The sequence below is a fragment of the Paenibacillus motobuensis genome, assembly GCF_039521865.1.
Classification (GTDB): Bacteria; Bacillota; Bacilli; order Paenibacillales; family Paenibacillaceae; genus Fontibacillus; species Fontibacillus motobuensis.
In genome coordinates, this window is record NZ_BAAACX010000003.1 from 48,791 (window position 1) to 73,396 (window position 24,606).

Sequence of the window (24,606 nt, forward strand, 5' to 3'; positions counted from 1 at the left end):
TGTCCTGAATATATACATGAATCGCCTTATTGCTCCACTCGTGATTCGTCCAGCATATGTTGCCGCAGTGTCTTGATCTCAGCCCGCAATTGCTCAATCTCCTGTTGCATCGCCCGCATCGAGTCGACCATTGGATCGGGCAATTGATGATTCAAGCGATCCAGACGTTTGCCGTCCTGACGGACCACCTTGCCTGGAATCCCTACCACCGTGCTGCCAGGAGGGACCTCCTTAAGAACAACTGAGTTGGCGCCGATATTCGCCTGGTCGCCTACCTTGAAGGAACCGAGCACCTTCGCACCCGAACCAATGACGACGTTGCTGCCGATTGTCGGATGTCGTTTGCCCTTCTCTTTGCCGCTTCCCCCCAAGGTTACTCCCTGATAGATAACCACATCATCCCCGATTTCGCAAGTCTCGCCAATGACAACTCCCATGCCGTGATCGATGAACAATCGCTTGCCGATTGTGGCGCCAGGGTGGATCTCTATCCCGGTGAAGAAGCGACTGATCTGCGACACGGTTCTAGCTGCTGTAAACCAGCGATGTCGGTAGAAGAAGTGAGCAACTCTATGGCTCCATATCGCATGCAGGCCGGAATAGGTAAAGACAACCTCGAACCAGCTCCGTGCAGCCGGGTCATTCTCGAACACCGCCTGAATGTCGGATTTGATTGTTTTAAACATAGCTTCCCCTCTTTTCCTTGCGGATCCATCGCTCCTGCCGTCCCCTGCAGTGAGTATTCTCCGGACTAACCATTATTCAGCTGAAGGCAACCGGGTATAAATATGATCAACAATGAAAGTATCGCCAGCTTCCCCGAATGTAAAAAAGCGCCCCTGCAGCTTAGAGCTGCAGAGACGCTTCATGCGTGGTTCCACTCTGCTTCGGGTAAGGCGGTCTTCCATAACGTCATAATCATGACGGATGAAATCCGGACCCTCTCCCCTTTATGGAGATCCTTAACGCGGATAAAACGGCAGTACCTACCGGCCCTGGTGGACCCTTCGATTCTGCAGCTCCCGGGTGCATTTCCGCCGCGCGGGATCGAGATAACTTCCAGCCCAAGGCGATGAACATCGCCTCACGGTTATCTTCTCTGTTCAATCCGCATTCTTGCGTACTTCTCCCGATCTATGCCGATCACTTACAGAGTTCCCTCTGCAAATAAGTTATACATCCACTTCAATTTCTGTGCTGATATTTACTCTATCTTACCCGAAAGGGGCCAAAACTGACAATATCTTTATAAAGGTAATTCGTTGGAAACTGGCCTTTTTGAACTCCGATCAGAGTGGCAGCTTAAATCCGCGATTGCAGAAGCTCCTTCACGCGTTCCTGTCCAAGTAGATAGATCGTCTGGTTCAAATCTCGGCCATGCATTTGTCCGGTCAGTGCAACACGGATTGGCATGAACAGCCCTTTTCCTTTGACGCCCGTCTCTTTTTGAACCGCTTTGATAGAAGCACCAATGTTCTCAACGGTGAATTCATCCATCGCTTCGATCTTGGCCAGAAATGCGCTCAGCACCGTAGGCACTTGTGATTCAGTCATCACAGCAGCTGCTTCCTCATCATCAATCGTTACCTCAGTGCGGAAGAACATCTCTGATAGCGGGACGATATCTGATGCGGCCACCATCTGCTCCTGATACAGAGCAACCAGCTTCTTGGCCCATGCCTCCTGCTCGGCCGTCAGATCTGCTGGCAGGCGTGATGCTTCCTGCAGATGCGGGATGGCCATCGCTGCGATCCGTTCAGGATCAGCATTCTTAATATAATAATTATTCAAGTGGGCTAGCTTCTGCTTATCGAATACCGCGGGACTACGCGAGAGACGATTCTCATCAAAGATGGAGATCAATTCCTCCTTCGAGAAGATCTCCTGCTCCCCTTCCGGAGACCAGCCAAGCAGCGCGATGAAGTTGAACATCGCTTCTGGCAAGTAGCCGAGCTTGTCATACTGTTCCATGAACTGAATTACAGATTCGTCGCGCTTACTCAGCTTCTTATGATTGTCGCCAACGATCAAGGTCATATGTCCGAAGCGTGGCGGCTCCCAGCCAAAGGCCTCGTATATCATCAGCTGACGTGGAGTGTTGGAGACGTGATCCTCACCCCGAAGCACATGTGTAATTTCCATCAGATGATCATCCAGTGCTACCGCGAAATTATAGGTTGGGATCCCATCCTTCTTCAGGATGACAAAATCACCGCTAACGTCGGATTCAAACGTAATCGGTCCTTTAACGAGATCATCGAACGTATAGGTTCTTCCTTCCGGAACACGGAAGCGAATGCTGCAAGCGCGTCCCTCAGCCTCATAGGCCGCGATTTGCTCCGCACTCAGGTGCCGACACTTCCCGGAATAGCGCGGAGTCTCGCCGCGAGCCGTCTGCTCCTCGCGCTCTTTCTCCAGCTCCTCTTCTGTACAGTAACAACGATAAGCCAATCCGCGGTCCAGCAGATCCTGCCAGTAGGTCTTGTATATATCAAGCCTTTCCGTCTGCCGGTAAGGGCCGTAATTGCCGCCTACATCGACACTCTCGTCCCAGTCCATACCGAGCCATTTGAGATATTTGAATTGGTCTTCTTCACCGCCAGCAATATTCCGCTTCACATCGGTATCTTCAATACGAACGATGAATTTCCCGCCATGATGTTTTGCAAACAAGTAATTGAACAAAGCCGTTCTGGCATTGCCAATATGTAAATGTCCTGTCGGACTCGGCGCATAACGCACGCGAACTTCCGTCATTCCAATCCCCTCCCGATTCGTGTAAATAAATACAGCTAACTGTCGGAACTGGCTATATATTAAAATTAGTCAGTTAATTCATAAGTTAACCCTACAACCTCAAGATGATAGCATATCCTTCATAAGACATACAATACATTGTGCCGCAATTCCCTCGCCGCGGCCTGTGAAACCCAGCTTTTCCGTCGTCGTAGCCTTTACGTTAATCTGTTCGGGCATAGCTCCCAGCGCTCCGGCAATAATCTCTACCATTTGCGGAACATATGGCGCCATCTTAGGCCGCTCCGCGATGATCGTCGCATCCAGATTGCCGAGCCGATAACCGCGATCCTGTGCCATCTTCCAAACCAGTCTCAGCAGCTCAAGACTGTCCGCATCCTTATAAGCCGGATCGGTATCCGGGAAGTGCCGCCCAATGTCACCCAGCGCAAGCGCACCCAGAATTGCATCGCTAATCGTATGCAGCAGAACGTCCGCGTCAGAATGCCCTAGCAACCCTTTTTCATAAGGAATCGTTACCCCGCCGACAATGCAAGGTCTCCCCTCTACTAATTGATGCACGTCGAATCCTTGTCCTACAGCTATCATACCATCTCTCTCCCTTATTTAGTGGTAGTCCAAAAAGTCCATTTTTGATAAGAAAACCGATCGAAGTCATTCAAGGATGAGCGACCGCGATTCAAATGTAGGTTTTCTTGCGATATAGAATTTCATCAACTCCGTTGATAACGAATAAATTCTATATCTAACACGAAGTTAACACTGAGAGCTTATTGACATCGAATCTTGAATTCACCCGGGCCTAAGCGGATGCTTACGATGTCATGTTTCCTCCGGAAACATCTCAGGTGCTCACGTACAAACTACGTACGCTCCGCTCCTCAGTCCCTGGTTTCATCCAACTGAAGCGTTTTGAAAAAACGCACATCGGAAGCATAAGCTTCGGTGCTGAGGACCGAACTTTTTGAACACATACTTAGTTTTGTCGCAATATAAACTCGGCGTAATCCAAATCCTCCGGAGTGGTGATCTTGATGTTCCGATATCCCCCTTCAACCACCTTGACGGGAAGGCCTAGCCGTTCCAGCAGCATCGCATCATCTGTGCCGATGAAGCCATCCCGCACGGCCTGTTCATGAGCATCAAGCAGCTGTGAACAGCGAAAAGCTTGCGGGGTCTGAATCGCCCACAAGCTCCGACGCTCAAGCGTGGTAATCACCTGTCCCTGCTCATCGACCTGCTTGATCGTATCCTTCACAGGCGCAGCAAGCACGGATGCGCCATAATCAACGGCTGCCTCAATACAGGCCGTGATCTGCTCCTCCGTCACAAAAGGGCGTACGCCGTCATGGATCAGTACATAAGGGCCTTCGATCTGCCGAAGTCCCAGATATACCGACTCTTGACGCTCCGCGCCGCCCGGAATAACCTTTATTTTTGTTGTGATACCATACTCATTGACCCAGCTCTTGCAACGCTCAACATCCTGCTCACCGGTCACAAGTACAATCTCTTCAATCGAAGGGTGCCGGTCAAACATTTCCAATGTATGAATGATGATCGGTTTGTTCTGCAGTAGTAAATACTGCTTACTCTCTTTCGTGCCCATACGGGTTCCCCGACCGGCCGCCACTACGATAGCCCCCACTTGTGGGCTTGTCTCAGTATTCATGCGCTTTTGCCTCACCCTGACCAGAATTATGCAAATAGTGGTAGTTCAGAAAGTCTACTTTTGATAAGAAAACCGATCGAAGTCATTCAAGGATGAGCGACCGCGATTCAAATGTAGGTTTTCTTGCGATATAGAATTTCATCAACTCCGTTGATAACGAATAAATTCTATATCTAACACGAAGTAACACTGAGAGTTATTCGACATCGAATCTTGAATTCAGCCGGGCCTTCCGGTGCTCACGTACCCACTACGTACGCTCCGCTCCTTTCGTCCCTAGCTTCATCCAACCTTCTCGGTGCTGAAAACCAGACTTTTTGAATACATACATATAGGTACCCCTCGCATTTAAAACTCAGGGGCATCCTCGCATTTATTCTAATCATACCGAATTTACTGGGCTTTTTCCAACAGTTTCGGCTTGGCAAAGATCATTCGTCCCGCAGAAGTCTGCAATACGCTTGTCACAAGCACCTCAGTGATGCTACCGATAAAATCCCGCCCACCTTCAACGACGATCATCGTTCCATCATCCAGATAGGCCACGCCTTGGCCATGCTCCTTGCCATCCTTGATCACCTGCACCATAATCTCTTCGCCTGGCAGAACGACCGGCTTAACCGCATTGGCCAGATCATTAATATTCAGTACAGATACACCTTGAAGCTCGCATACCTTATTTAAGTTAAAATCATTGGTAACGACTTTACCCTGAAGCACCTTAGCCAGTTTGACCAGCTTGCTATCCACTTCCGAGATCTCTTCAAAATCCCCTTCATAGATCATGACCTTCACGTCCAGCTCTTTCTGAATCTTATTCAGAATATCCAGACCGCGGCGGCCGCGATTGCGCTTAAGCAGATCTGAAGAATCCGCAATATGCTGAAGCTCCTCAAGCACAAATCCCGGGATCACAATCGTCCCTTCAATGAAACCCGTCTTACAAATATCCGCGATACGTCCATCGATAATGACGCTAGTGTCCAATATTTTATGATGCTCCAGCTTCTCTTCTTCCTGCACAGCGCTTCCCCACTGTCCTGATTTCCACAGAGCGGACAGTTCATCCTTCTTCTCCAGAGCAACATATAGTCCTATGTAGCCAAATAGGGTTGAAGCCGCCAATTGGGCGAATACCTCTAGCGAACCTAGCCAGGACAATACGGGATAGAGCAGTAATGAAAGAAGAAGTCCTGCAGTTAATCCGAGCGTTCCGGCCGCCATTTTATTCATAGGAATCTCCGTCAACCGGGTTATCAGGCGCCCAATTTGTGTAGCAAGCGTCTCAGCAACAAGCGAGTACATGAATAAAAAAAGGCAAGCACCAGCAACCGCCAGAATAAGCTGCCCCGCAATCATCGGCAAGTCAGCAAACCAGGAGCGAAGCGGTTCCGGGAAAACTCCGGAGAGTCCTGTAGCGGTATATCCGAACCAGGCACCAGCCAGACCGGATAAAATCAATAAACTTTTCTTAAGCATGTCCTTCTCTTCACCTCCAAAAATTGTATACTTTCTTTATCCAGTATGATCCAATTTTTCACAGTGTAATCCAGAGAAAAAGACTTTTTTTCCTCATTTTTCCGTTTGTCGGCTGCTAACGATGATCATATAATTTGCCTCCCCATCCCGTTATTATGGGATTTCTGGTTGATTAGTGAGGAAAATGTGGCATATAATGGACTCAATTCATAATATTGAGGTGGATGGAAAATGAGCGCACCAAGCCTTCATTCTTTTCAAGATCAAGTTTCTGAACTGTTGCTCCGTCACCGCAGTTTGCTGGACGTTATGTCCAAAATGGGACAAACTAACGCCGCAGCGACCCGTTCCGTTACCAAGGCGATTACCGAATGCGGCTGTATCGAGCTGCACGCCACCAAGCAGGATTTTGAGCCTGGTATGAATTTGCAGCAGGCCAAAGAGACGATAAGCAAGCATGTTCAGGGCGAGTTATGTGAGAATTGCCGGGATGTGATTACGAATGAGCTTGGTAGAAGCCTGTTCTACATGTCGGCTTTGTGCAATTTGCTGGGGATCGATATGGACGAAATTTTGGAACGCGAATCGCAAAAATGCGCAACTTTGGGACTGTTCAACATGTCTTGAACCATTGTCATTTCTAATGCTGACTGTCAGCATAGGAGTGTCAAGCCACGAAAAAAAGGCATCATCCACCGCCGAAGCGGGAAGATGAATGCCTTTTTATTTATACTACGCTATTTCGACCGGAATACCTTATCAGCTTCCTCGTCATCATGTTTATTACGGCGAAGCAATCTATCGAAATTCTGCTTAAGCCCGTACCCGGCATAAAGAACTAAAGGAATAAAGACCAGCTTGGAAATTTGCTCCGGGAAGAAAACCGCGACGATGATAGCAACAATAATGACAACGGGAGCGTAGGCAATAGCTTTCTTAGGAATACCGACCTTCTTGAAATTCGGATACTTCACTGAACTGACCATCAGATACGACAATAGAAGCATCGTAACAATAAAATATGGGGCTCTGATATTGTTATGAAATAAGGCCAATGTTGCTACGACCCCTCCTGCTGCAGGAATCGGCAATCCGATGAAATATCCCGGGATTCCGGACTGAACATTAAAGCGAGCAAGTCTAAGCGCACCGCACATCGGAAATATGGCTGTAACCGTCCAAGCCAGACCAGGCTGGATGTTCTGGAAAGAAATAATGTACATAATGAGTGCGGGAGCTACCCCAAATGAAATCACGTCGGATAAAGAGTCGAGTTCCTTGCCAAAATCGCTCTGGGCATTCAAAGCTCTGGCAACACGCCCATCCAAACCGTCCATTAACATCGCCACAATGATCATGATGGAAGCCAGGCTGTATCTCCCGGTCATCGCCAGCATTATTGCGATCATCCCCATGAACAGGTTGCTCAGTGTAAAAAGGTTTGGGATTGATTTTGTAACCATCTCTTCACCTCTAATAATTATTCCCCTTAATCATCACTTCATGATAGGGGAATTATATTTGCCTGTCAATGAACACTTGTTCCTGTATTCGCTTCAGTCCTTCCTTAATGGCACGCGCCCTTGCTTCCCCAATACCGTCAACCTCATCGAGCTCTTCAATCGACGCCATTAGTATTTCCGGCAGCTCGCGGAATCGTTCAACCAAATTATGAATGATGACATTGGGCAGACGAGGGATCTTATTTAGTACGCGATAACCACGAGGGGATATGATCTCTTCTGAAGTCGCCGCCGCGGAAGGATAACCGAGCAGACGGGTGATGTGGACATCGTCCAATAGCTCATCGTCACTCGATCGCTTCAGACCAAGAATAATCTCACGAATCGCTTCGTCACTATCGTCCTTGGCATAATCTTTATAGAGAAGCCAAGCTTCCTCCTCCATATTGCTGACCAGTTCTTCCATTTGCATGCTAATCAGTCGGCCTTCAATCCCAAGCTCATTAATGAAACGCTTGATCTCCAGCTTGATGCGAATAACCATCTCCACGCGCTGCATCACATTTACCACTTCGGGAATGGTCACTAATTCTTCGAACTCTGAAGCAGACAGATTCGTTAAAGCCTGGTTGAGCACCGCCCTGTATTTCTCCAGCGTCTGAATCGCCTGGTTTGCTTTGGTCAGAATTTCACCGCTCTCCTTGAGCGCGTACCGCAGTCCTCCCTGGTACAGAGTAATAATATTGCGGCGCTGTGAGATCGATACGACCAGCTTGCCCGTCTGTTTAGCAACACGTTCCGCTGTTCTATGGCGAATCCCAGTCTCCGATGAGGCGATGGAGGAATCAGGAATCAGCTGTGTATTTGCATATAATATCCGTTTTAAATCTTCACTAAGAATGATGGCTCCATCCATCTTGGCCAATTCGTACAGATAGTTAGGAGAAAAATCGCAATTGATGGAAAACCCGCCTTCTACAACCTCCATCACTTCGGGGCTATAGCCGACTACGATTAAACCTCCGGTCTTCGCACGCAGCACATTTTCCAACCCATCCCGAAAGGAAGTGCCCGGAGCCACGAGCTTCAGCAAATCATTCATTTTCTCTGCCTGAGTTGTTTCTTTCATTATTGTGCCCCCTAATCTAATGCAACAGCAAGCGCATCTGCAACGGTATTTACACCGATTAATTCGATCTCTTTGGGTCCCTGCCAGCCCTTCAGGCTCTTCTCAGGCAGGATCACCCGCTTGAAGCCAAGCTTCGCAGCCTCCTTCACTCTCTGTTCGACGCGTGAGACCGCTCTGACTTCCCCGGTAAGCCCGACTTCGCCAAAGACGACATCATAGGGCTTCGTAGGCACATCGCGGAAGCTGGAGGCTAAACTAACGGCAATCGCCAGGTCTACGGCAGGCTCATCAAGCTTCACTCCACCGGCGAGATTAACATAAGCATCCTGATTCTGCAGGAACATCCCCATTCGCTTCTCCAGCACAGCAATAATCAGATTCATCCGGTTATGATCCACACCCGTAGCCATTCTACGCGGGGAAGGGAATAAAGTTGACGCTACTAGAGCCTGAAGCTCGACCAGCATCGGTCTGGTCCCTTCCATGCTGGCCACTACTGTGGAACCCGCAACGCCAAGCGGGCGTTCGGAGAGGAATAGCTCCGAAGGATTCAGGACTTCCTCTAAACCAGCCTCATTCATTTCAAAGATACCCATCTCATTGGTGGAGCCAAAACGGTTCTTCACCGCACGCAGCAACCGGTATGAATGGTGACGCTCGCCCTCAAAATAGAGTACACAATCGACCATATGTTCCAGCATGCGCGGTCCGGCGATAGCCCCTTCCTTCGTAACATGTCCGACCAAAACCGTAGCGATTCCCTGCCCTTTGGCAACCCGCATGAACCGGGCCGTACATTCCCGCACTTGGGAGACGCTTCCGGGTGCGCTGGTGACCTCCGGCATATATACGGTCTGAATGGAGTCGATGACGAGGAAATCCGGCTTAACTTCATCGATCGCTCCCTCAATTCCATCAATACTGCTCTCGCACATGACGTAGAGATTCGGGGATAATGCCCCGAGCCTCTCTGCCCGCAGCTTCGTCTGACGAACCGATTCTTCTCCGGAGACATAAAGAACTTTCCTGCCTGAATTGGCCATCTCGTTCGAGGTTTGCAGTAGTAATGTCGATTTGCCGATTCCAGGATCCCCACCAACCAGCACCAGCGATCCAGGGACAATCCCTCCGCCCAGTACTCGGTTAAGCTCTCCAATCCCGGTAAGGATTCGCGGCTCTCGGCCACTCTCTATATTTATGATCGGAAGTGGCTTTTCTTTCGTATGAAATATGCCGGAGGAAATCCCCTGCGTCTTGACCACTTTCTCCGTTTCTTCCACCATGCTGTTCCATGCCCCGCACCCAGGACATTTCCCGTACCATTTCGGTGATTCATAGCCGCAATCGGTACAGAAGAACTTTGTTTTTACTTTTGCCATTAATCTCTCCTTCTTACTTTCGCAATATTTAACAAACCTTGCAGGTTGCACCACAAAGCTAATAATCAAAGTTTATCATTGTTATCGATTTGGCGTAAAGTTTTGCGTGCAAACAATTTTCGTTAACTTGTGAAAAAACATGTAAGTATTCTTGAAAAGAAATCAAATGAAGAAAATTTATGTATAACTTTTTATTTGCAAAAAAACAGCTTCCAAAGCAATCCTGCCCTGGAAGCTGCTTTTATTATGTTAATCGGCAATTTAGCCGCTCTAATGAAGAGATTCAGGTGAAATTTTGGACAAAATCAACAATTTATGCCATTTTCACAAAATCCCCGGTCTTCTTCACGCTTAATTCGCCATTTTCTTCATCAATCGTGAGGGAATCGCCCTTCTTCACCTTACCAGTCAGCAATTCCTCAGACAGCCGGTCCTCGATATGCTTCTGAATCGCCCGGCGCAATGGACGAGCACCATAAGTCGGATCATAGCCTTCCTTAGCCAGAAACGCCTTCGCTTTGTCTGTCAGGACGAAGTCGACATCGAAGTCGTTCAGCCGTTTCCGCAATTCTTCAGACATCAGCGTTACGATCTCTCCAATATGCTTCTCTTCGAGAGAATGGAACACGATAATCTCGTCGATCCGGTTCAGGAACTCAGGACGGAAGCCCTTCTTCAGTTCTTCCATTACCTTGGACTTCATATTATCGTAATCTGCACCTGCATCCGTCACGGCAGTAAAGCCCATTTTTGTATTACGGCGGATCGCTTCTGCCCCGACGTTAGAGGTCAGAATAATCAGCGTGTTACGGAAGTCGACAACACGGCCTTTGGAATCGGTCAGTCGTCCATCCTCAAGTACTTGCAGCAGGATGTTGAATACTTCCGGATGCGCCTTCTCGATCTCATCAAGCAGCACTACCGAATATGGCTTGCGGCGTACTTTCTCGGTCAATTGACCGCCTTCTTCATAACCGACATATCCTGGAGGCGCGCCAACCAGACGAGCGGTGGAATGCTTCTCCATGTACTCCGACATATCGATACGGATGACCGCATTCTCATCTCCGAACATCGCTTCAGCAAGAGCACGGGCCAATTCGGTCTTACCTACACCTGTTGGTCCAAGGAAGATGAAGGAACCCATAGGGCGCTTCGGATCCTTAAGTCCGGCACGTGCTCGGCGGATAGCCCGGCTGACCGCCTTAACGGCTTCATCTTGACCAATTACGCGCTCATGCAGGATGGACTCCATATTCATAAGACGCTCGGTCTCTTCCTCTTTTAGCTTATTAACAGGAATCCCTGTCCAGTTAGCTACAACCTCGGCGATATCCTCTGGAGTTACTTCGGAATCCATACGGCCTTGCTTTTCTTTCCATTGGTTCTTCGTTACATCGAGTTCTTCGCGAATCTTCTGTTCGGTATCGCGCAGGGCAGCCGCTTTCTCAAATTCCTGACTTTGTACAGCTGCGTCCTTCTCCTTGCGAATATCCTCCAGACGGCTCTCCAGTTGCTTCAAATTAGGCGGTACCGTATATGTGCTCAGTCTTACCTTGGAGCCCGCCTCATCGATCAAGTCGATCGCTTTGTCCGGTAAGAAGCGGTCCTGAATGTAACGATCGGACAATTTAACGGCTTGCTCGATAGCTTCATCCGTAATTTTTACACGGTGATGCGCTTCGTAACGATCGCGAAGGCCATGCAAAATCTGAATCGTCTCATCCGCAGATGGCTCATCGACCGTAATCGGTTGAAAACGGCGTTCCAGAGCCGCGTCCTTCTCGATATACTTGCGGTATTCGTCCAGCGTAGTTGCCCCGATGCATTGCAGCTCACCACGGGCCAACGCTGGCTTCAGAATGTTGGAAGCATCGATAGCGCCTTCGGCTCCGCCAGCACCAATCAGAGTGTGCAATTCGTCAATGAACAAGATGATATTACCAGCTTGGCGAATCTCATCCATAATCTTCTTCAAGCGGTCCTCAAATTCGCCGCGGTATTTCGTACCCGCTACGACAGAACCCATATCAAGAGTCATAACGCGCTTGTCGCGCAATGTCTCAGGAATTTCATTATTTACGATCTTCTGAGCCAACCCTTCGGCAACCGCGGTCTTACCAACACCAGGTTCACCGATGAGTACCGGATTGTTCTTCGTCCGCCGGCTCAATACTTGGATAACGCGTTCGATCTCCTTACTACGTCCGATTACCGGGTCGAGGTTACCCTCTTTGGCGGTAGCGGTCAAGTCGCGGGCAAGGCTATCCAGCGTTGGCGTATTCACATTAACGGGTGCGCCATGATGGCTGGATACGGCTTCGCTGCTGCCCAGCAGTTGCAACACTTGCTGACGGGCTTTGTTCAAGCTGATACCTAGATTGTTAAGTACGCGTGCAGCTACGCCTTCGCCTTCACGGATCAATCCCAGCAGGATATGCTCGGTACCCACATAGGTGTGGCCTAACTTACGTGCTTCATCCATCGACAGCTCGATAACTTTCTTTGCACGCGGCGTATAGGCAATATTAATCGGCTGTTCCTGACCGCGTCCAATTAAAGTCTCAACTTCATCTTGTATTTTCTCCAAACCAAGACCAAGACCGATAAGAGCTTTGGCTGCAATGCCTTCGCCTTCACGGATTAATCCCAGTAGAATATGCTCCGTTCCGATATTGTTATGCCCAAGTCTGACCGCCTCATCCTGAGCGAGTGCCAGCACCTTCTGGGCGCGTTCTGTAAATCTACCAAACATCATATTCCAATACACCTCCAAAATTAAATCTATTCCAATCCGATTTTGATCACGAAGTAACACACACTTTATTGCAAATTATCCTTCAAATGCTCGCGTATCACCTTGGCGCGGTATATATCCCGCTCTCCTGGCGACATATTCCCCCCCTGCCTCTTCTGCAAGAAGCCTGGCTGCGTCATGACGTTCAATTCATTTAAAGCATGGAATGGTACGTTCACGAAACCAAGATCCACACCGAGCCGAACGTCTGAAAGACGCTGCGCAGCTTCCTTCGAATCGATGATTTCGGAATAGCATAATATTCCATATGAACGCATTATACGATCCATAATACGGATTCGCGAGTCAGAAAGCAATTTTTCTCTGGCTGCTTTTTCATGTTCAATAATTTGTACTACGACACCATACAAGTTGTCAATAATCTCAGATTCGTTCTGTCCCAGCGTAATCTGATTAGAGATCTGGAACAGGTTGCCGACGGTCTCGCTGCCTTCGCCATAAATCCCACGCACAGCCAGGCCAACCTGAGTCACAGCTGACAGAATCCGCCCGATCTGACTCGTAAGAGCCAGCGCAGGCAGGTGGATCATTACGGAAGCTCTCAGCCCTGTACCGACATTCGTCGGACAGCTGGTTAAGTAACCACGCTTGTCGTCAAACGCATAATCGACATGATCCTCGAAAATATCGTCAACGGCCGACGCTTTCTCCCAGGCCTCTTTGACCTGAAGTCCCGGATACAGACATTGAATCCTCAAGTGATCCTCTTCATTCACCATAATGCTCAAGCTCTCATCATCGCTTATGAATGCCGCACCATTCCTTGATTCAGTAACCAAGCTCGGGCTAATCAGATGCTTCTCCACCAGAACCTGCTTATCCAGATCGTCCAGATCATCAAGCTCAATGGGATGAAGCTGTCCGAACGGCTGCATTCGTTCATCGCTGAGCACCTGTTCGAACTGGCTCAACACCTCTTCCGATTGCTGGTTCGTAGCCAATATAGGAAAAGGAAATTCAGCCAGGTTGCGAGCGATCCGCACCCGGGTGCTGATTACGATATTCGATTCATTTCCGTCACGATTCATCCACTCGCTAAGCGGCTGCTCTGTAAATTGAAGATTTCCCATCGCAATTCCTCCTTACTCTGCGGAAATGTTCTTCTCGAGTTCACGGATCTGATCGCGCAGTGCCGCTGCTTCTTCGAACTGTTCGTGAAGAACCCGGTATTGCAGCTCCCGGCGGAGATCATCCAGCTTACGCTTCATATGGATATGCCCGCCAACCCGTCTTGGCACTTTACCGACATGTGTCGTATTGCCATGAACTCTTCTTAATAGAGGGTCCAGACGATCATTGAAATATTTATAGCAGGAGCTGCACCCGAACCGGCCCAGCTTGCTGAATTGAGAATAGGTCAACCCGCATTTCTCACAGCGCAGGTTCTCCGCAGGCTTGACGCCCGAGGCCTGGCTAGAAGTCGCAGGACTGAAATCGAGCAGACCGGATAACAGGTTATGAATCGAGAAGCCTCCCGCCGTTCCAGGAATTAATTCTCCCTTCTCGCGGGCACATGCTTCACAAATATGAAATTCTGTCTTCTCACCATTCACGATTTTCGTGAAATGGAGTGTAGCAGGACGTTTACCGCATTCTTGACATTGCATGATTGGAATCCCTCCTTAACTGGATAGACTCATTATCCTAACAAAGAAATCAACATTGCCTTCATCATTTGCGCCCGGATCTGATCGCGGTACGGCAGCTTCACCATCAACACTTCCCGAGATATAGCCGCCTTCATTAGCGCTGCTTCCCTTCGGGTGAGGAACCGTGATTCCTCCAGTTGATAGATCAGTCCCTCTGCCGCCGTCTGGCCCATCTCATCTCCGATCGTATGCTGCAGATGAGTATGCAAGCTGATCGGGCCGGGGAGCTCGATGCGACGGATGCGAATATAACCTCCTCCGCCCCTCTTGCTCTCCACCAGATAACCCTTCTCCAGCGTAAAGCGCGTGCTGATGACATAGTTAATCTGCGATGGAACACAGGAGAATCTGTCTGCCAGATCATTACGCTGTATCTCTACAGCGCCCTCCGGACTCTCTTGCAAAATGCTCTTAAGGTGCTTCTCGATAATATCGGAAATATTACGCATCACCCATCCTCCATTGCTCATTACTCCAACATACAGCCAATATTGGATAACCCATATACCTATTATTAACCGTACTCTTCGGTTTGAATATCAGAGGGTGCTTCCAATTTAATACCAAAGGCCTTAAAGGTAGTCTAAAAAGCTTCAGTGCTGAAAACCGGCCTTTTTGAACCTCATTATAAACAGAACTAGCCGTATGTTGACTTTGACTTTCTTTGACTTTGATTTTATTATAGCACAATTTTTGAATTTGCCAATGGGGTGTTCAGGCGATCCCTATTTAAAAAGGACACTCCAGTATGAAGTGCCCTTGGCATAAGGAATCTTAAACATATTCTTAGACTTACAACCATCGTCTGTTATCCCTCAAGAAAGCTCTTACGGTAAAGATTCGGCGGCATGCCGACGACCTTCTTGAAGGAGGTGCTGAAATAATGCTGTGAATCGTAGCCTGTCTTCTCAGCGATCTCATGCATCGTCAGCTTCGTCCCGACCAGCAGGCGAATTGCCATCGTCGTTCGAACATGGGTTAGCATGCCAATGAAGGACTGGCCTGACTCCTGCTTAAAAATCCGACTCAAGTACACGGATGACACGCCCAGCTCATCCGCCACGAACTCTAAAGTCAGCTCGGGATCGCTGTACCGCTGCTCAATCATTTCCCGCGCTTTTCTGACGAAATCAGACATGCGCGCTTCCCGGTTGACCATCGTCTTGGCTGCAATGTACAGCTCCGGTAAATTTACATTTCCTTCGTTCAGCTGAAAACTGACAAGAACGGCCAAATCCAAATATTTCTCACAGGCTTCACTAATTCGAGTGCCAATCGTAGTGTCTCTGCTTCCCCAGACCAATACGACGATCATCCCGGTCTGATCACGGAAATGGACGTAATCCTCGGCATCGCTTGTCTCCCCAATCAACTCCTCAATCACGTTCTCGATTGCAAACAGCAAGAGCTGCCGGTCCTTCTCGGACATGAACGCCTTCCCCTTGGACTGTTCCGGCCAGCGGACGATCCCAACCATATCGGGCAGCCTCTCCGGCATTTGCAGGAAGGCCAGTTGTCCTGCAATCTCATCCTCGCTTACATCGCCTTCGATCCATTCCAGGCAGAAGCGTTCCCGCAGCAGCGACACATTCTTGTCAAGCTGCTTCGAGGCAATATCGAGTATTTTCTCATTGGTAGACTCTACCTCCAGCTTCCTGGAAACGCCCGCTAGTACCTCCATTAATTGCCCCGGATTAACAGGCTTCAAGATATAGTCGTCAACGCTGAGCTTGATCGCTCTCTTGGCGTAAGCAAATTCATCATGCCCGGTAATAATGATTACTTTACAACCAGGAAGCTGAACGCGAAGCTCGCTGATCAATGTCAGGCCGTCCATAATCGGCATGCTGAGGTCCACGATAAGGATATTTACCTGCTCCTTCAATGCCAACTCCAACGCTTCTTCTCCGTCCTCCGCTTCACCGACAACCTGCAGATTCAGTCTATCCCAATCTATCGAACTCCTAATTCCCTCGCGGATAATAAACTCATCATCAGCTATAATGACCTTCCACTTCTGATTCATCGCTCTACTCCTCCCGATGCATAATAGGATGACGAATCGTCACTACCGTCCCGCTCTTCCATTGACTATCAATTGATATTCCATAAGGCTCTCCGTAGCTAAGGCGAATCCGCTCCTGCACATTTCTAAGTCCATAGCTCTTAAGAGGTCCTCTCTCTTCCTCGCCTTTCTCTTGCGGTGCAGGCTGCATGTAATCGGTCTTGCCGACCTGATCTAGCTGGGTGCGCAGCAGACTCAACTTATCCTCAGTCATACCGTTGCCGTCATCCTCAATCCTAATGACAACCATTCCTTCCTCAGCGGTTGCACGGATCGATATGAAGCCTGGCCCGCGCCGCTCCTTAATGCCGTGATAGATGGCATTCTCTACGACAGGCTGCAGGATCAGCTTGATGACGAACAGATTCATTAATTCCGGCTCAATATCAATACTGTAGTTCAACTTGTCTTTATAGCGAGTCTTCTGAATCATCAGATAACTTCGGATATGTTCAAATTCATCGGCAAGCGGAATAATCTCTTTCCCCCGACTGAGCCCGATCCGAAATAGACGCGACAAGGATTCAACCACTTCTGTTGCCTCATAGGCTCCGTCTTTTCTAGCCAGCCACTGGATCGTATCCAGCGTATTATAGAGAAAATGCGGTTGGATATGAGCCTGCAAACTGCGCAGCTCCGCCTCCCGCTTCAAGCGCTGCTCCTCATTGACCTGCCTTAACAGGCGCTTGATCTGCGCAAGCATCTGGTTGAAGCTATTGCCAAGCATGCCGATTTCATCACGGCGTTTGCCGTTATAGCGAATGCTCATATTGCCATTCTCAACTTTGTGCATAAACGACGAGAGCTGGATAATCGGACGGGAGATCGAATAGGACAAATAATAGGATGCCGCGATTCCCAGCAAGCTGACGAGAAATACAAAAGAGACGATATACAGATTAATCTCATTGATCCCCTGAATTCTATCCTGCATCGGAAAGACGCCGACCGTAGTCCAGCTCGTAAAGGATGATTTTTGATAGATATACTGTATCGGCTTGCCATCTACCTTTTCCGCAAAATCCCCCGCATTGTCCGTTAAGATTCGTTCCCGGTCAAGCTGGTCAACGATGGAATTTTTAGGAGCATAGAGTGCGTCTCCCTTGTCATCCATTACGATAAGGTACCCCGATTTGCCGAGTCTGACATCGCGGACCACCTCAGCGATCAGCCTCGATTTGAAGTCGATCAGCACGACGCCCTGCACGGACTGGGTCTCCGGATCAAGCACTGCACGAACGAAGGAGACAACCTCCTCATCCTTATAATTAGCGTGACTCGTTACATTTCTTTTGACCGGATGTCCGACAAGCTTGAAGATCCCCTTCGCCTTTACGGCATCCTGATACCAGTTCTCTTCCGTCAAGTTCCGGCTGGTTCGAGCATACATCTCGTTGCTTAAATACTCTCCCTTATGGTTAACGACCATAATCCCAGCAATCTCGGAGTGAAGTGTCGTGAAACCCTGGAGGAATTTCAGCGTGTTATAGCGCTCCTGTTCTCCGGGAAAAGCCGAGGCGCCTTCAGCAAAGAACTTCCCTATCTCCGGATTAAAGGAAATTAGATACGATACGTTCTGCATATTACTAGCATGATAATCGAGAGATTTATTCACATTGCCAATCAACTGGGATGTCTGCCCGTTTACTTGCTCTTCGATGGTGTAGCTGGTTGCCCATGAAATTAACAGCCCAAGGCATAGAGCCGGAAAAATGCTAATCAGCAAAATATGCAGGATCAGTTTGTCGCGAATCGACCAGTTATCAAATTGCAGCCATTTGGTTCGCATGCTTGTTCCCCTCCCAATCCCAAATGACGACGCAGCGGTTATTTAGCATAGAAATGTTCGACATTGGATTTGGTTACAACGGATATTCCGGTATCCACATAGGTCGGGAGCGGAGGAACCTGTGCCTGCTGCCAATCCGCAACCGGCTCGACCAGCGAATTGTTCAGATGGAACAGCTGCATTAGTGCCCAGTAACCCATGTTCCAGGTGCCCTGAGCCATCGTCGCGGATATAACGCCTTTTTTGATCAAATCCAGCGTCCCTTTATTGGTATCAAAGCTGATAACCTGGATATCGCTACGATTGTTATTAATCAGCGCATTACCTACGCCGATCCCCCCAACGGCTTCCGTGACGAAGATTCCCTTCAGATCAGGATATCTTAACAACAGTTCCTCTGTCCTGTTCTCGGAGACGACCTGATCCCCCTTGTCCTCAACGATCTCTACGACCTTAAGATGGGGATGCTGATCCTTGAGGGTCTCGGTGAACCCGGTGACACGTTGTTGTTGATTCAATTGATTCTGTTGGGTAAGGATGGCTACGGTCCCCGACTCTCCAATCAGTTCATCCATCTTATGGGCTGCTACAACCCCCGCATTATAGTTATCCGTACTCAAAAAAGAGTATGCCTTGCTATTAGGGACATTGGAATCGAACAGCACAACCGGTATACCTGAAGATACTGCTTTATCGATGACGTTAATCAGCGCCTCGGAATTAATGGCCGAGACGGCGATTCCAGCAGGTTTCTTGGCAATGACCTGTTCAAGCACGGTGACTTCCTCATGCTCGTCATATTGAGTAGCTCCGCGGTATTCCACGGTTACGCCCAACGCCTCCGCCGCATCCTCGAAGCCCTTCAGCGTATTTTTCCAATATTCGTTGCCAGCAAGGTAGTTCACCATCACATACTTCTCATCCGATTCTCCCCGAAGTCCAACGGCCGATTCCATCGGATCGGCTGCTCCACGGGTATAAGCCGAGTACAAATAGATCAAGAAAAGACTGATCAGAACAAAATATAGAATAACTAGTTTCTTCACTACTTCCCCCTCCGGTGCTATCAAGGTAGTCGGTTCACCAGTTGGCTTGACCCCTCTCAATTATACTTCGTTCCGCCAGAAATAAAGCGCTATCTTTTTATGGAAGAGAAAAACCGCACCCTCAATCAGGTCAATGATCGTGGTACGGTGATAACTATATTTTGCATCGGTTATGCCGCTGTTTTATTTTTATTGTAAATATCAAAGGCTACGGCCAGCAGCAGAACAAGCCCCTTAATTCCTTGTTGATAATCGATACCAAGTCCGATCAACGACATCCCGTTGTTCATCACGCCCATGACGAGGCCACCGATCATCGCACCGATCACGGTACCGACACCGCCCGATGCCGATGCCCCGCCGATAAAGCAGGCCGCAATCGCATCAAGCTCGAAATTGACGCCCGCCTTAGGAGTAGCCGCATTCAAGCGCGCAGTAAAGATCAACCCGGCTAGAGCAGCCATGACACCCATATTGACGAATACCCAGAAAGTCATCTTCTTCGTCTTTACGCCTGACAGTCTGGCTGCCTTCTCATTGCCACCCACGGCATAGATATGGCGTCCCATAACCGTCTTACGCATAACGAAGGTGTATAACGCAACCAAAGCGAACAGGATAACAAGTACATTCGGAATTCCGTTATACGCGGATAGTACGAAGGTGAATAAATTTATAATGATAACTATAAAAGCTACTTTAGCGATAAATAAAGGCAGTGACAGCACTTCAAATTTGTAGCGTGACTGAGTAATCCGACCTCTCCACTCCATAAAGATATACAGTAGCGACAGCACAGCGCCCAGCAGCAGGGTCAGCATATGAACATTCCAATTGCCGGGAATATCCGGAATGAAGCCCGAACTAATGCTGCGGAACCCGCCCGGGAATGGACCGATGGATTGACCCCCAAGCACTAGCATCGTAAGACCGCGGAACAGCAACATCCCTGCCAGTGTGACGATAAAGGACGGAATGCCGACCGCGGCAACCCAGAAGCCCTGCCATGCGCCGATCAGCGCTCCCATCAACAGACATAACAGCATGGCAAGCGGGAAGGGCATGTGGTAATTGACCATCATGACGGCCGCCATGGCCCCGATGAAGGCTGCGATCGAGCCAACAGACAGGTCGATATGCCCCGTGATGATCACCAGCAGCATGCCGATGACTAGAATCAGAATGTAGCTGTTCTGCAGTACCAGGTTCGTAATATTCAGAGGCTTAAGCAAAGTACCATCTGACAAAATTTGAAATAGTCCCATAATTAACACAAGGACCAGGAACATTCCATATTGTCGGACGTTGTTGCGCAGCAGTTTAGTTATGGTGCTCATCTTGGATCTTCCCCCTACTCTTGGTCATCAATCTCATCAATGCTTCCTGCGTTGCATTCTCTCTTTCAATCTCCCCGGTAAATCTTCCTTCGCTCATCACATAGATCCGGTCGCACATACCGAGCAGCTCTGGCAATTCGGAGGATATCATCAGGATGCCTTTGCCGGAATCGGCAAGTTCATTGATAATCGAATAAATCTCATATTTCGCGCCTACATCAATCCCTCGCGTAGGCTCATCCAGGATCAGCAGGTCTGGCCCCGAGAATATCCATTTGCTAAGCACTACCTTCTGCTGATTGCCCCCGCTCAAATTGCCGGTCTTCTGCAGAATGCTCGGTGCCTTAATGTTCAGTTTCTTGCGAAAATCCTCAGCCACGATGATTTCCTGGTTATCGTTAATGACAAACCATTTGGAGATCTTGTTCATTGCCGCGAGTGTCGTATTGCGCTTGATATCTTCATTCAGAATCAGGCCGTATTCCTTTCGGTCCTCTGTCACATAGGCAATGCCTTCCTTGATGGCTTGGGTAATACTCTTCAAGTGAAGCTGCTTCCCATCTTTTCGAATCTCGCCGCTAATACGCCGGCCATACGATTGCCCGAACAGGCTCATCGCCAGTTCCGTTCGCCCCGATCCCATCAAACCGGCAATACCTACGATCTCGCCGCGGCGCACTTCAAAGCTGCAGTTATCGATCACTTTACGATCCGCAAGCACGGGATGGTATACGTTCCAATTGTTCACCTCGAAAAATAGATCGCCCAGCCTCGGGGTATGCTCTGGATATCGATTCGTCAGCTCGCGTCCAACCATTCCTTTGATAATCCGATCCTCTGTCACGTTGTCCTTCTTCATATCCAATGTCTCTATCGATTTGCCGTCCCTCAGAATCGTGATTGAGTCAGCGACCCTCGTAATTTCATTGAGTTTATGAGAGATCAGTACCGAGGTAATTCCCTGCTTCTTGAATTCCAGCAGCAGGTTCAATAGATTCTCGCTGTCATCCTCATTCAGCGCTGCCGTCGGCTCATCCAGGATGAGAAGCTTCACCTGCTTGGAGATGGCCTTGGCGATCTCCACCAGTTGTTGTTTCCCGACTCCGATCTCCGCGATTGGCGTATTCGGCGATTCATTCAGACCGACAAGCTGCAGCAGCTCTCTCGTTCGGACGATCGTCTCGTTCCAATTGATGATCCCTCTTCTTGCCTGCTCATTTCCGAGAAATATATTTTCTGCAATCGTTAATTGAGGTACTAGCGCCAACTCTTGATGGATGATGACGATCCCTTTATTCTCACTCTGCTTAATATCCTTGAATTCGCATACCTCATCTTTGAATAGGATGTCACCCTCATAAGTGCCATGTGGATATACACCACTCAATACCTTCATCAGTGTCGACTTGCCGGCGCCATTCTCACCGATCAGCGCGTGTATCTCACCCTCTTGCACACGAAGGTTCACATTCTCGAGCGCTTTAACACCGGGAAAGGTCTTCGTAATCTTCCTCATTTCCAAAATTGCTGTCGTCAATGATGCTGCACCCCGCTTTCGGAAATATCGTCATAAATGATTTAGCGACAGCCATGAAGCAGGCCGCCACTAAATCATTGGGTTACTTACTTTAGTTGATCTTCGGTGTAGTAGCCCGAATCAACCAAAACTTCTTTATAGTTATCTTTGTCTACGATAACTGGTTCCAGCAGATAGGAAGGAACAATCTTCTCGCCATTGTCATACGTCGTTGTATCGTTGACTTCTGCCTCTTCGCCTTCCATGATGCTCTGTACCATTGTGACGACCTTCTTCGCTAATGCGCGTGTATCCTTAAAGACAGTCGACGTCTGCTCGCCAGCGATGATTGATTTTACAGAGGCAAGCTCTGCGTCTTGACCCGTCAGAATCGGCATTGGCTTATTCGCTGAACCATAGCCCACGCCCTTCAGGGAAGAGATGACCCCAATGCTGATTGCATCATTCGGTGCCAGAACAGCATCTACCGCAGCATCTGCATAGTTGGCGCTCAGTAGATTATCCATCCGCGCTTGGGCTGTAGCACCATCCCAGCGCATTGTGGCAATTTTATCCATTGTGGTCTGGCCGCTGCGAACAACAAGCTTGCCGCTATCGATATAAGGCTGCAGTACGGACATCGCTCCATCGTAGAAGAAGTAAGCATTGTTATCGTCCGGCGAGCCCCCGAACAACTCGATGTTGAACGGACCTTTGCCATCCTTAAGACCCAGTTTGTCTACAATATAGTTCGCTTGCAGCTCGCCTACTTTGAAATTGTCGAATGTAGCGTAGAAGCTTACATGCTTGCTCTTCTTGATCAGCCGATCATAAGCAATGACATCGATATTTGCCTCAGCTGCTTTATCCAATACATCGGTCAATGATTCTCCATCGATCGGAGCAATAACAATGACCTTAACACCTTTGGTAATCATGTTCTCGATTTGGGAGACCTGATTCTCAACAACATCCTCGGCATACTGCAAATCGACGCCGTAGCCGATATTCTCGAATTCCTTCTTCATGTTGGCGCCATCGCTTACCCAGCGCTCCAATGTCTTGGACGGCATCGCAATCCCGATCGTCCCGTTCTTTCCGCTACTGCTCTTGCCCTCTCCGCTGTTCCCGCACGCTGCCAGAACCATAATTAAAGCGGTTACAATCAACAACGATAGTCCCTTTCTCATCAATAGATACGCCCCTTTTCCATCGCTATTTGTCTTCCTATCTCTATCATAAGGAAAGCTGCCTCGCAGGTCTTTTGACGTATTCAACTTGTTTTTATAAAAATTCAAAGTAAAGCTGAATCGGATGAGAGTCAGTGGAGCGTTAAAGGAAAGAAGTGGGGACGGGATAAGGACTGGGAGCTAAGTTAGAATAAGGAATAGCAAGTCCCGAGGAATGATGGATAAGGTAAGCAATATGGGAAAATGTATTTATGGCTAGTTAAATAATGAAAAAGCTATATATCAAGAGAAAAATAATAAAAAGATGCAAAAACGCATCCTTTTATCAGTAAAACATCTGAATTTAGTAAAATAACTGCAGATATGCAGTAATTCTAGTAGTTAACTTGTATCTCTAACCCTATGAGGAGAAAAAAACTGTATTTTTGCGGGAATTGTGGCTCCGTTACCCGTTATCCGAGCAGAAAACTGCATATTTGCATCAATTCGTTCTTCGTGAATACCGATGTTTGCTCAGGCACCTAATTCCGATCGATACAAACCCGAAATAGTCCATCCGTCAGAGCTATTATTGCGGTTAAAACACCTGCAAGGGAATGAGAATGAATAATCTGTGGATATGTATATATCAAGATCATCGAACCAAAACGCCGATTCGTTAACTGTGGATAATAAATTTGTAGTGCGAGTTGATATTGAATTATTTTGTGGATAGATATATATATCGATGATATATCAACTGAATATGTGAATAAGACTGTGCATAGTTCATGCTAAATTGATATATTTCGCATTTAGGCTGATGAATATCATATCTGTACAGAGGAAAGTGTGAACAACTGTGTACAATTTGAGGATAACCATAGATTTGCGATGATCCCCATCGCCAGTTATCCACTTGGGGATAAAAAAACCACCACCGGTTATCGGTAGTGGTTCTTATTGCTTGGCGGCTTCCTACTCTCCCAGGACCCTTCGGTCCAAGTACCATCGGCGCTAGAGGGCTTAACGGTCGTGTTCGGGATGGGTACGTGTGGAACCCCTCCGCCATCGCCACCAAACGTGATTTGTCAAAGCTTTTGCTTCTCGAAATCCTGCAACTCCTTACTAGAAGGTTATGCAGCTTGGTTCAGGTATCAGCATCGCCAAATGCTGAAAGCAATCTTCTATCAAGTAATCACTTGAATCACTCAATATACAGGTTTGCTCCCTGAAAACTGGATACGAAACTTCATTTGCATTTTAAAACTTGTGGATAAGCCCTCGACCGATTAGTACCTGTCAGCTCCATACATTGCTGCACTTCCACCTCAGGCC

At 48.3% G+C, this 24,606-nt stretch carries 20 protein-coding genes and 1 rRNA gene; 2 read left to right on the top strand and 19 right to left on the bottom strand.

Annotated elements, in window-relative coordinates:
* Positions 1–26: 26 nt before the first annotated feature.
* On the bottom strand, positions 27–686 hold the full coding sequence (gene cysE / locus ABD014_RS01250) for a serine O-acetyltransferase (RefSeq protein ID WP_343856492.1): 660 nt from the start codon (positions 684–686) through the stop codon (positions 27–29).
* Between the two features lie 102 nt (positions 687–788).
* Here cysE and ABD014_RS01255 point away from each other — a divergent pair, with 102 nt between their 5' ends.
* Positions 789–1,076 (top strand): hypothetical protein, encoded by a 288-nt coding sequence (locus ABD014_RS01255; protein WP_343856494.1) that lies wholly within the window; start codon positions 789–791, stop codon positions 1,074–1,076.
* A gap of 226 nt (positions 1,077–1,302) precedes the next feature.
* Here ABD014_RS01255 and gltX read toward each other — a convergent pair whose 3' ends face one another.
* The 4 genes from gltX to ABD014_RS01275 all read right to left on the bottom strand — a co-directional run bounded on the left by gltX (position 1,303) and on the right by ABD014_RS01275 (position 5,908).
* On the bottom strand, positions 1,303–2,757 hold the full coding sequence (gltX, locus tag ABD014_RS01260; RefSeq protein ID WP_343856496.1) for a glutamate--tRNA ligase: 1,455 nt from the start codon (positions 2,755–2,757) through the stop codon (positions 1,303–1,305).
* Between the two features lie 99 nt (positions 2,758–2,856).
* Positions 2,857–3,345 (bottom strand): 2-C-methyl-D-erythritol 2,4-cyclodiphosphate synthase, encoded by a 489-nt coding sequence (gene ispF / locus ABD014_RS01265; protein WP_343856498.1) that lies wholly within the window; start codon positions 3,343–3,345, stop codon positions 2,857–2,859.
* Between the two features lie 388 nt (positions 3,346–3,733).
* On the bottom strand, positions 3,734–4,429 hold the full coding sequence (ispD, locus tag ABD014_RS01270) for a 2-C-methyl-D-erythritol 4-phosphate cytidylyltransferase (RefSeq protein ID WP_343856501.1): 696 nt from the start codon (positions 4,427–4,429) through the stop codon (positions 3,734–3,736).
* 393 nt (positions 4,430–4,822) lie between these two features.
* Positions 4,823–5,908 carry a PIN/TRAM domain-containing protein gene (locus tag ABD014_RS01275; protein ID WP_343856503.1) on the bottom strand — a complete coding sequence of 362 codons (1,086 nt, stop codon included), beginning with the start codon at positions 5,906–5,908 and terminating at the stop codon, positions 4,823–4,825.
* Between the two features lie 231 nt (positions 5,909–6,139).
* Between ABD014_RS01275 and ABD014_RS01280 the strand changes: the two genes are divergently transcribed.
* Positions 6,140–6,535, top strand: a complete 396-nt coding sequence (locus ABD014_RS01280; protein WP_343856505.1) for a nucleoside triphosphate pyrophosphohydrolase family protein — start codon at positions 6,140–6,142, stop codon at positions 6,533–6,535.
* A gap of 110 nt (positions 6,536–6,645) precedes the next feature.
* On the opposite strand, the gene pssA is transcribed toward ABD014_RS01280, so the two are convergent.
* The 14 genes from pssA to rrf all read right to left on the bottom strand — a co-directional run bounded on the left by pssA (position 6,646) and on the right by rrf (position 24,350).
* Positions 6,646–7,371, bottom strand: coding sequence for a CDP-diacylglycerol--serine O-phosphatidyltransferase (gene pssA, locus ABD014_RS01285; RefSeq protein WP_343856508.1), 726 nt, complete (start codon positions 7,369–7,371; stop codon positions 6,646–6,648).
* A 52-nt stretch (positions 7,372–7,423) separates the two neighbouring features.
* Positions 7,424–8,500 carry a DNA integrity scanning diadenylate cyclase DisA gene (gene disA, locus ABD014_RS01290; protein WP_343856511.1) on the bottom strand — a complete coding sequence of 359 codons (1,077 nt, stop codon included), beginning with the start codon at positions 8,498–8,500 and terminating at the stop codon, positions 7,424–7,426.
* A gap of 11 nt (positions 8,501–8,511) precedes the next feature.
* On the bottom strand, positions 8,512–9,879 hold the full coding sequence (gene radA, locus ABD014_RS01295; protein WP_343856513.1) for a DNA repair protein RadA: 1,368 nt from the start codon (positions 9,877–9,879) through the stop codon (positions 8,512–8,514).
* Between the two features lie 313 nt (positions 9,880–10,192).
* On the bottom strand, positions 10,193–12,637 hold the full coding sequence (clpC, locus tag ABD014_RS01300; RefSeq protein ID WP_343856516.1) for an ATP-dependent protease ATP-binding subunit ClpC: 2,445 nt from the start codon (positions 12,635–12,637) through the stop codon (positions 10,193–10,195).
* A 65-nt stretch (positions 12,638–12,702) separates the two neighbouring features.
* Positions 12,703–13,767: a protein-arginine kinase McsB gene (gene mcsB / locus ABD014_RS01305; protein WP_343856518.1), complete on the bottom strand. Its 1,065-nt coding sequence runs from the start codon at positions 13,765–13,767 to the stop codon at positions 12,703–12,705.
* Positions 13,768–13,779: 12 nt separating this feature from the next.
* Positions 13,780–14,304: a protein-arginine kinase activator protein McsA gene (gene mcsA / locus ABD014_RS01310; protein ID WP_343856520.1), complete on the bottom strand. Its 525-nt coding sequence runs from the start codon at positions 14,302–14,304 to the stop codon at positions 13,780–13,782.
* Between the two features lie 32 nt (positions 14,305–14,336).
* On the bottom strand, positions 14,337–14,795 hold the full coding sequence (locus tag ABD014_RS01315; protein ID WP_127003062.1) for a CtsR family transcriptional regulator: 459 nt from the start codon (positions 14,793–14,795) through the stop codon (positions 14,337–14,339).
* 359 nt (positions 14,796–15,154) lie between these two features.
* Positions 15,155–16,372: a response regulator transcription factor gene (locus tag ABD014_RS01320; RefSeq protein ID WP_343856523.1), complete on the bottom strand. Its 1,218-nt coding sequence runs from the start codon at positions 16,370–16,372 to the stop codon at positions 15,155–15,157.
* Between the two features lie 4 nt (positions 16,373–16,376).
* Entirely contained in the window at positions 16,377–18,200 is a 1,824-nt protein-coding gene (locus ABD014_RS01325) for a cache domain-containing sensor histidine kinase (protein WP_343856525.1), read from the bottom strand.
* A gap of 38 nt (positions 18,201–18,238) precedes the next feature.
* Positions 18,239–19,246, bottom strand: coding sequence for a substrate-binding domain-containing protein (locus ABD014_RS01330; protein WP_251417946.1), 1,008 nt, complete (start codon positions 19,244–19,246; stop codon positions 18,239–18,241).
* 170 nt (positions 19,247–19,416) lie between these two features.
* Entirely contained in the window at positions 19,417–20,583 is a 1,167-nt protein-coding gene (mmsB, locus tag ABD014_RS01335; RefSeq protein WP_343856529.1) for a multiple monosaccharide ABC transporter permease, read from the bottom strand.
* Positions 20,567–22,120, bottom strand: a complete 1,554-nt coding sequence (gene mmsA / locus ABD014_RS01340; protein WP_343856531.1) for a multiple monosaccharide ABC transporter ATP-binding protein — start codon at positions 22,118–22,120, stop codon at positions 20,567–20,569. Before mmsA ends, mmsB begins: the two co-directional genes overlap by 17 nt.
* An 86-nt stretch (positions 22,121–22,206) precedes the next feature.
* Positions 22,207–23,289: a multiple monosaccharide ABC transporter substrate-binding protein gene (gene chvE, locus ABD014_RS01345; RefSeq protein ID WP_343856534.1), complete on the bottom strand. Its 1,083-nt coding sequence runs from the start codon at positions 23,287–23,289 to the stop codon at positions 22,207–22,209.
* Positions 23,290–24,233: 944 nt separating this feature from the next.
* Positions 24,234–24,350: ribosomal RNA gene (gene rrf / locus ABD014_RS01350) — 5S ribosomal RNA — on the bottom strand.
* Positions 24,351–24,606 lie beyond the last annotated feature (256 nt).

Bases quoted from the DNA above. Each gene is read 5' to 3' on its own strand.
- cysE (WP_343856492.1), bottom strand. From the start codon at position 686: ATGTTTAAAACAATCAAATCCGACATTCAGGCGGTGTTCGAGAATGAC.
- ABD014_RS01255 (WP_343856494.1), top strand. From the start codon at position 789: ATGATCAACAATGAAAGTATCGCCAGCTTCCCCGAATGTAAAAAAGCG.
- gltX (WP_343856496.1), bottom strand. From the start codon at position 2,757: ATGACGGAAGTTCGCGTGCGTTATGCGCCGAGTCCGACAGGACATTTA.
- ispF (WP_343856498.1), bottom strand. From the start codon at position 3,345: ATGATAGCTGTAGGACAAGGATTCGACGTGCATCAATTAGTAGAGGGG.
- ispD (WP_343856501.1), bottom strand. From the start codon at position 4,429: ATGAATACTGAGACAAGCCCACAAGTGGGGGCTATCGTAGTGGCGGCC.
- ABD014_RS01275 (WP_343856503.1), bottom strand. From the start codon at position 5,908: ATGCTTAAGAAAAGTTTATTGATTTTATCCGGTCTGGCTGGTGCCTGG.
- ABD014_RS01280 (WP_343856505.1), top strand. From the start codon at position 6,140: ATGAGCGCACCAAGCCTTCATTCTTTTCAAGATCAAGTTTCTGAACTG.
- pssA (WP_343856508.1), bottom strand. From the start codon at position 7,371: ATGGTTACAAAATCAATCCCAAACCTTTTTACACTGAGCAACCTGTTC.
- disA (WP_343856511.1), bottom strand. From the start codon at position 8,500: ATGAAAGAAACAACTCAGGCAGAGAAAATGAATGATTTGCTGAAGCTC.
- radA (WP_343856513.1), bottom strand. From the start codon at position 9,879: ATGGCAAAAGTAAAAACAAAGTTCTTCTGTACCGATTGCGGCTATGAA.
- clpC (WP_343856516.1), bottom strand. From the start codon at position 12,637: ATGATGTTTGGTAGATTTACAGAACGCGCCCAGAAGGTGCTGGCACTC.
- mcsB (WP_343856518.1), bottom strand. From the start codon at position 13,767: ATGGGAAATCTTCAATTTACAGAGCAGCCGCTTAGCGAGTGGATGAAT.
- mcsA (WP_343856520.1), bottom strand. From the start codon at position 14,304: ATGCAATGTCAAGAATGCGGTAAACGTCCTGCTACACTCCATTTCACG.
- ABD014_RS01315 (WP_127003062.1), bottom strand. From the start codon at position 14,795: ATGCGTAATATTTCCGATATTATCGAGAAGCACCTTAAGAGCATTTTG.
- ABD014_RS01320 (WP_343856523.1), bottom strand. From the start codon at position 16,372: ATGAATCAGAAGTGGAAGGTCATTATAGCTGATGATGAGTTTATTATC.
- ABD014_RS01325 (WP_343856525.1), bottom strand. From the start codon at position 18,200: ATGCGAACCAAATGGCTGCAATTTGATAACTGGTCGATTCGCGACAAA.
- mmsB (WP_343856529.1), bottom strand. From the start codon at position 20,583: ATGAGCACCATAACTAAACTGCTGCGCAACAACGTCCGACAATATGGA.
- chvE (WP_343856534.1), bottom strand. From the start codon at position 23,289: ATGAGAAAGGGACTATCGTTGTTGATTGTAACCGCTTTAATTATGGTT.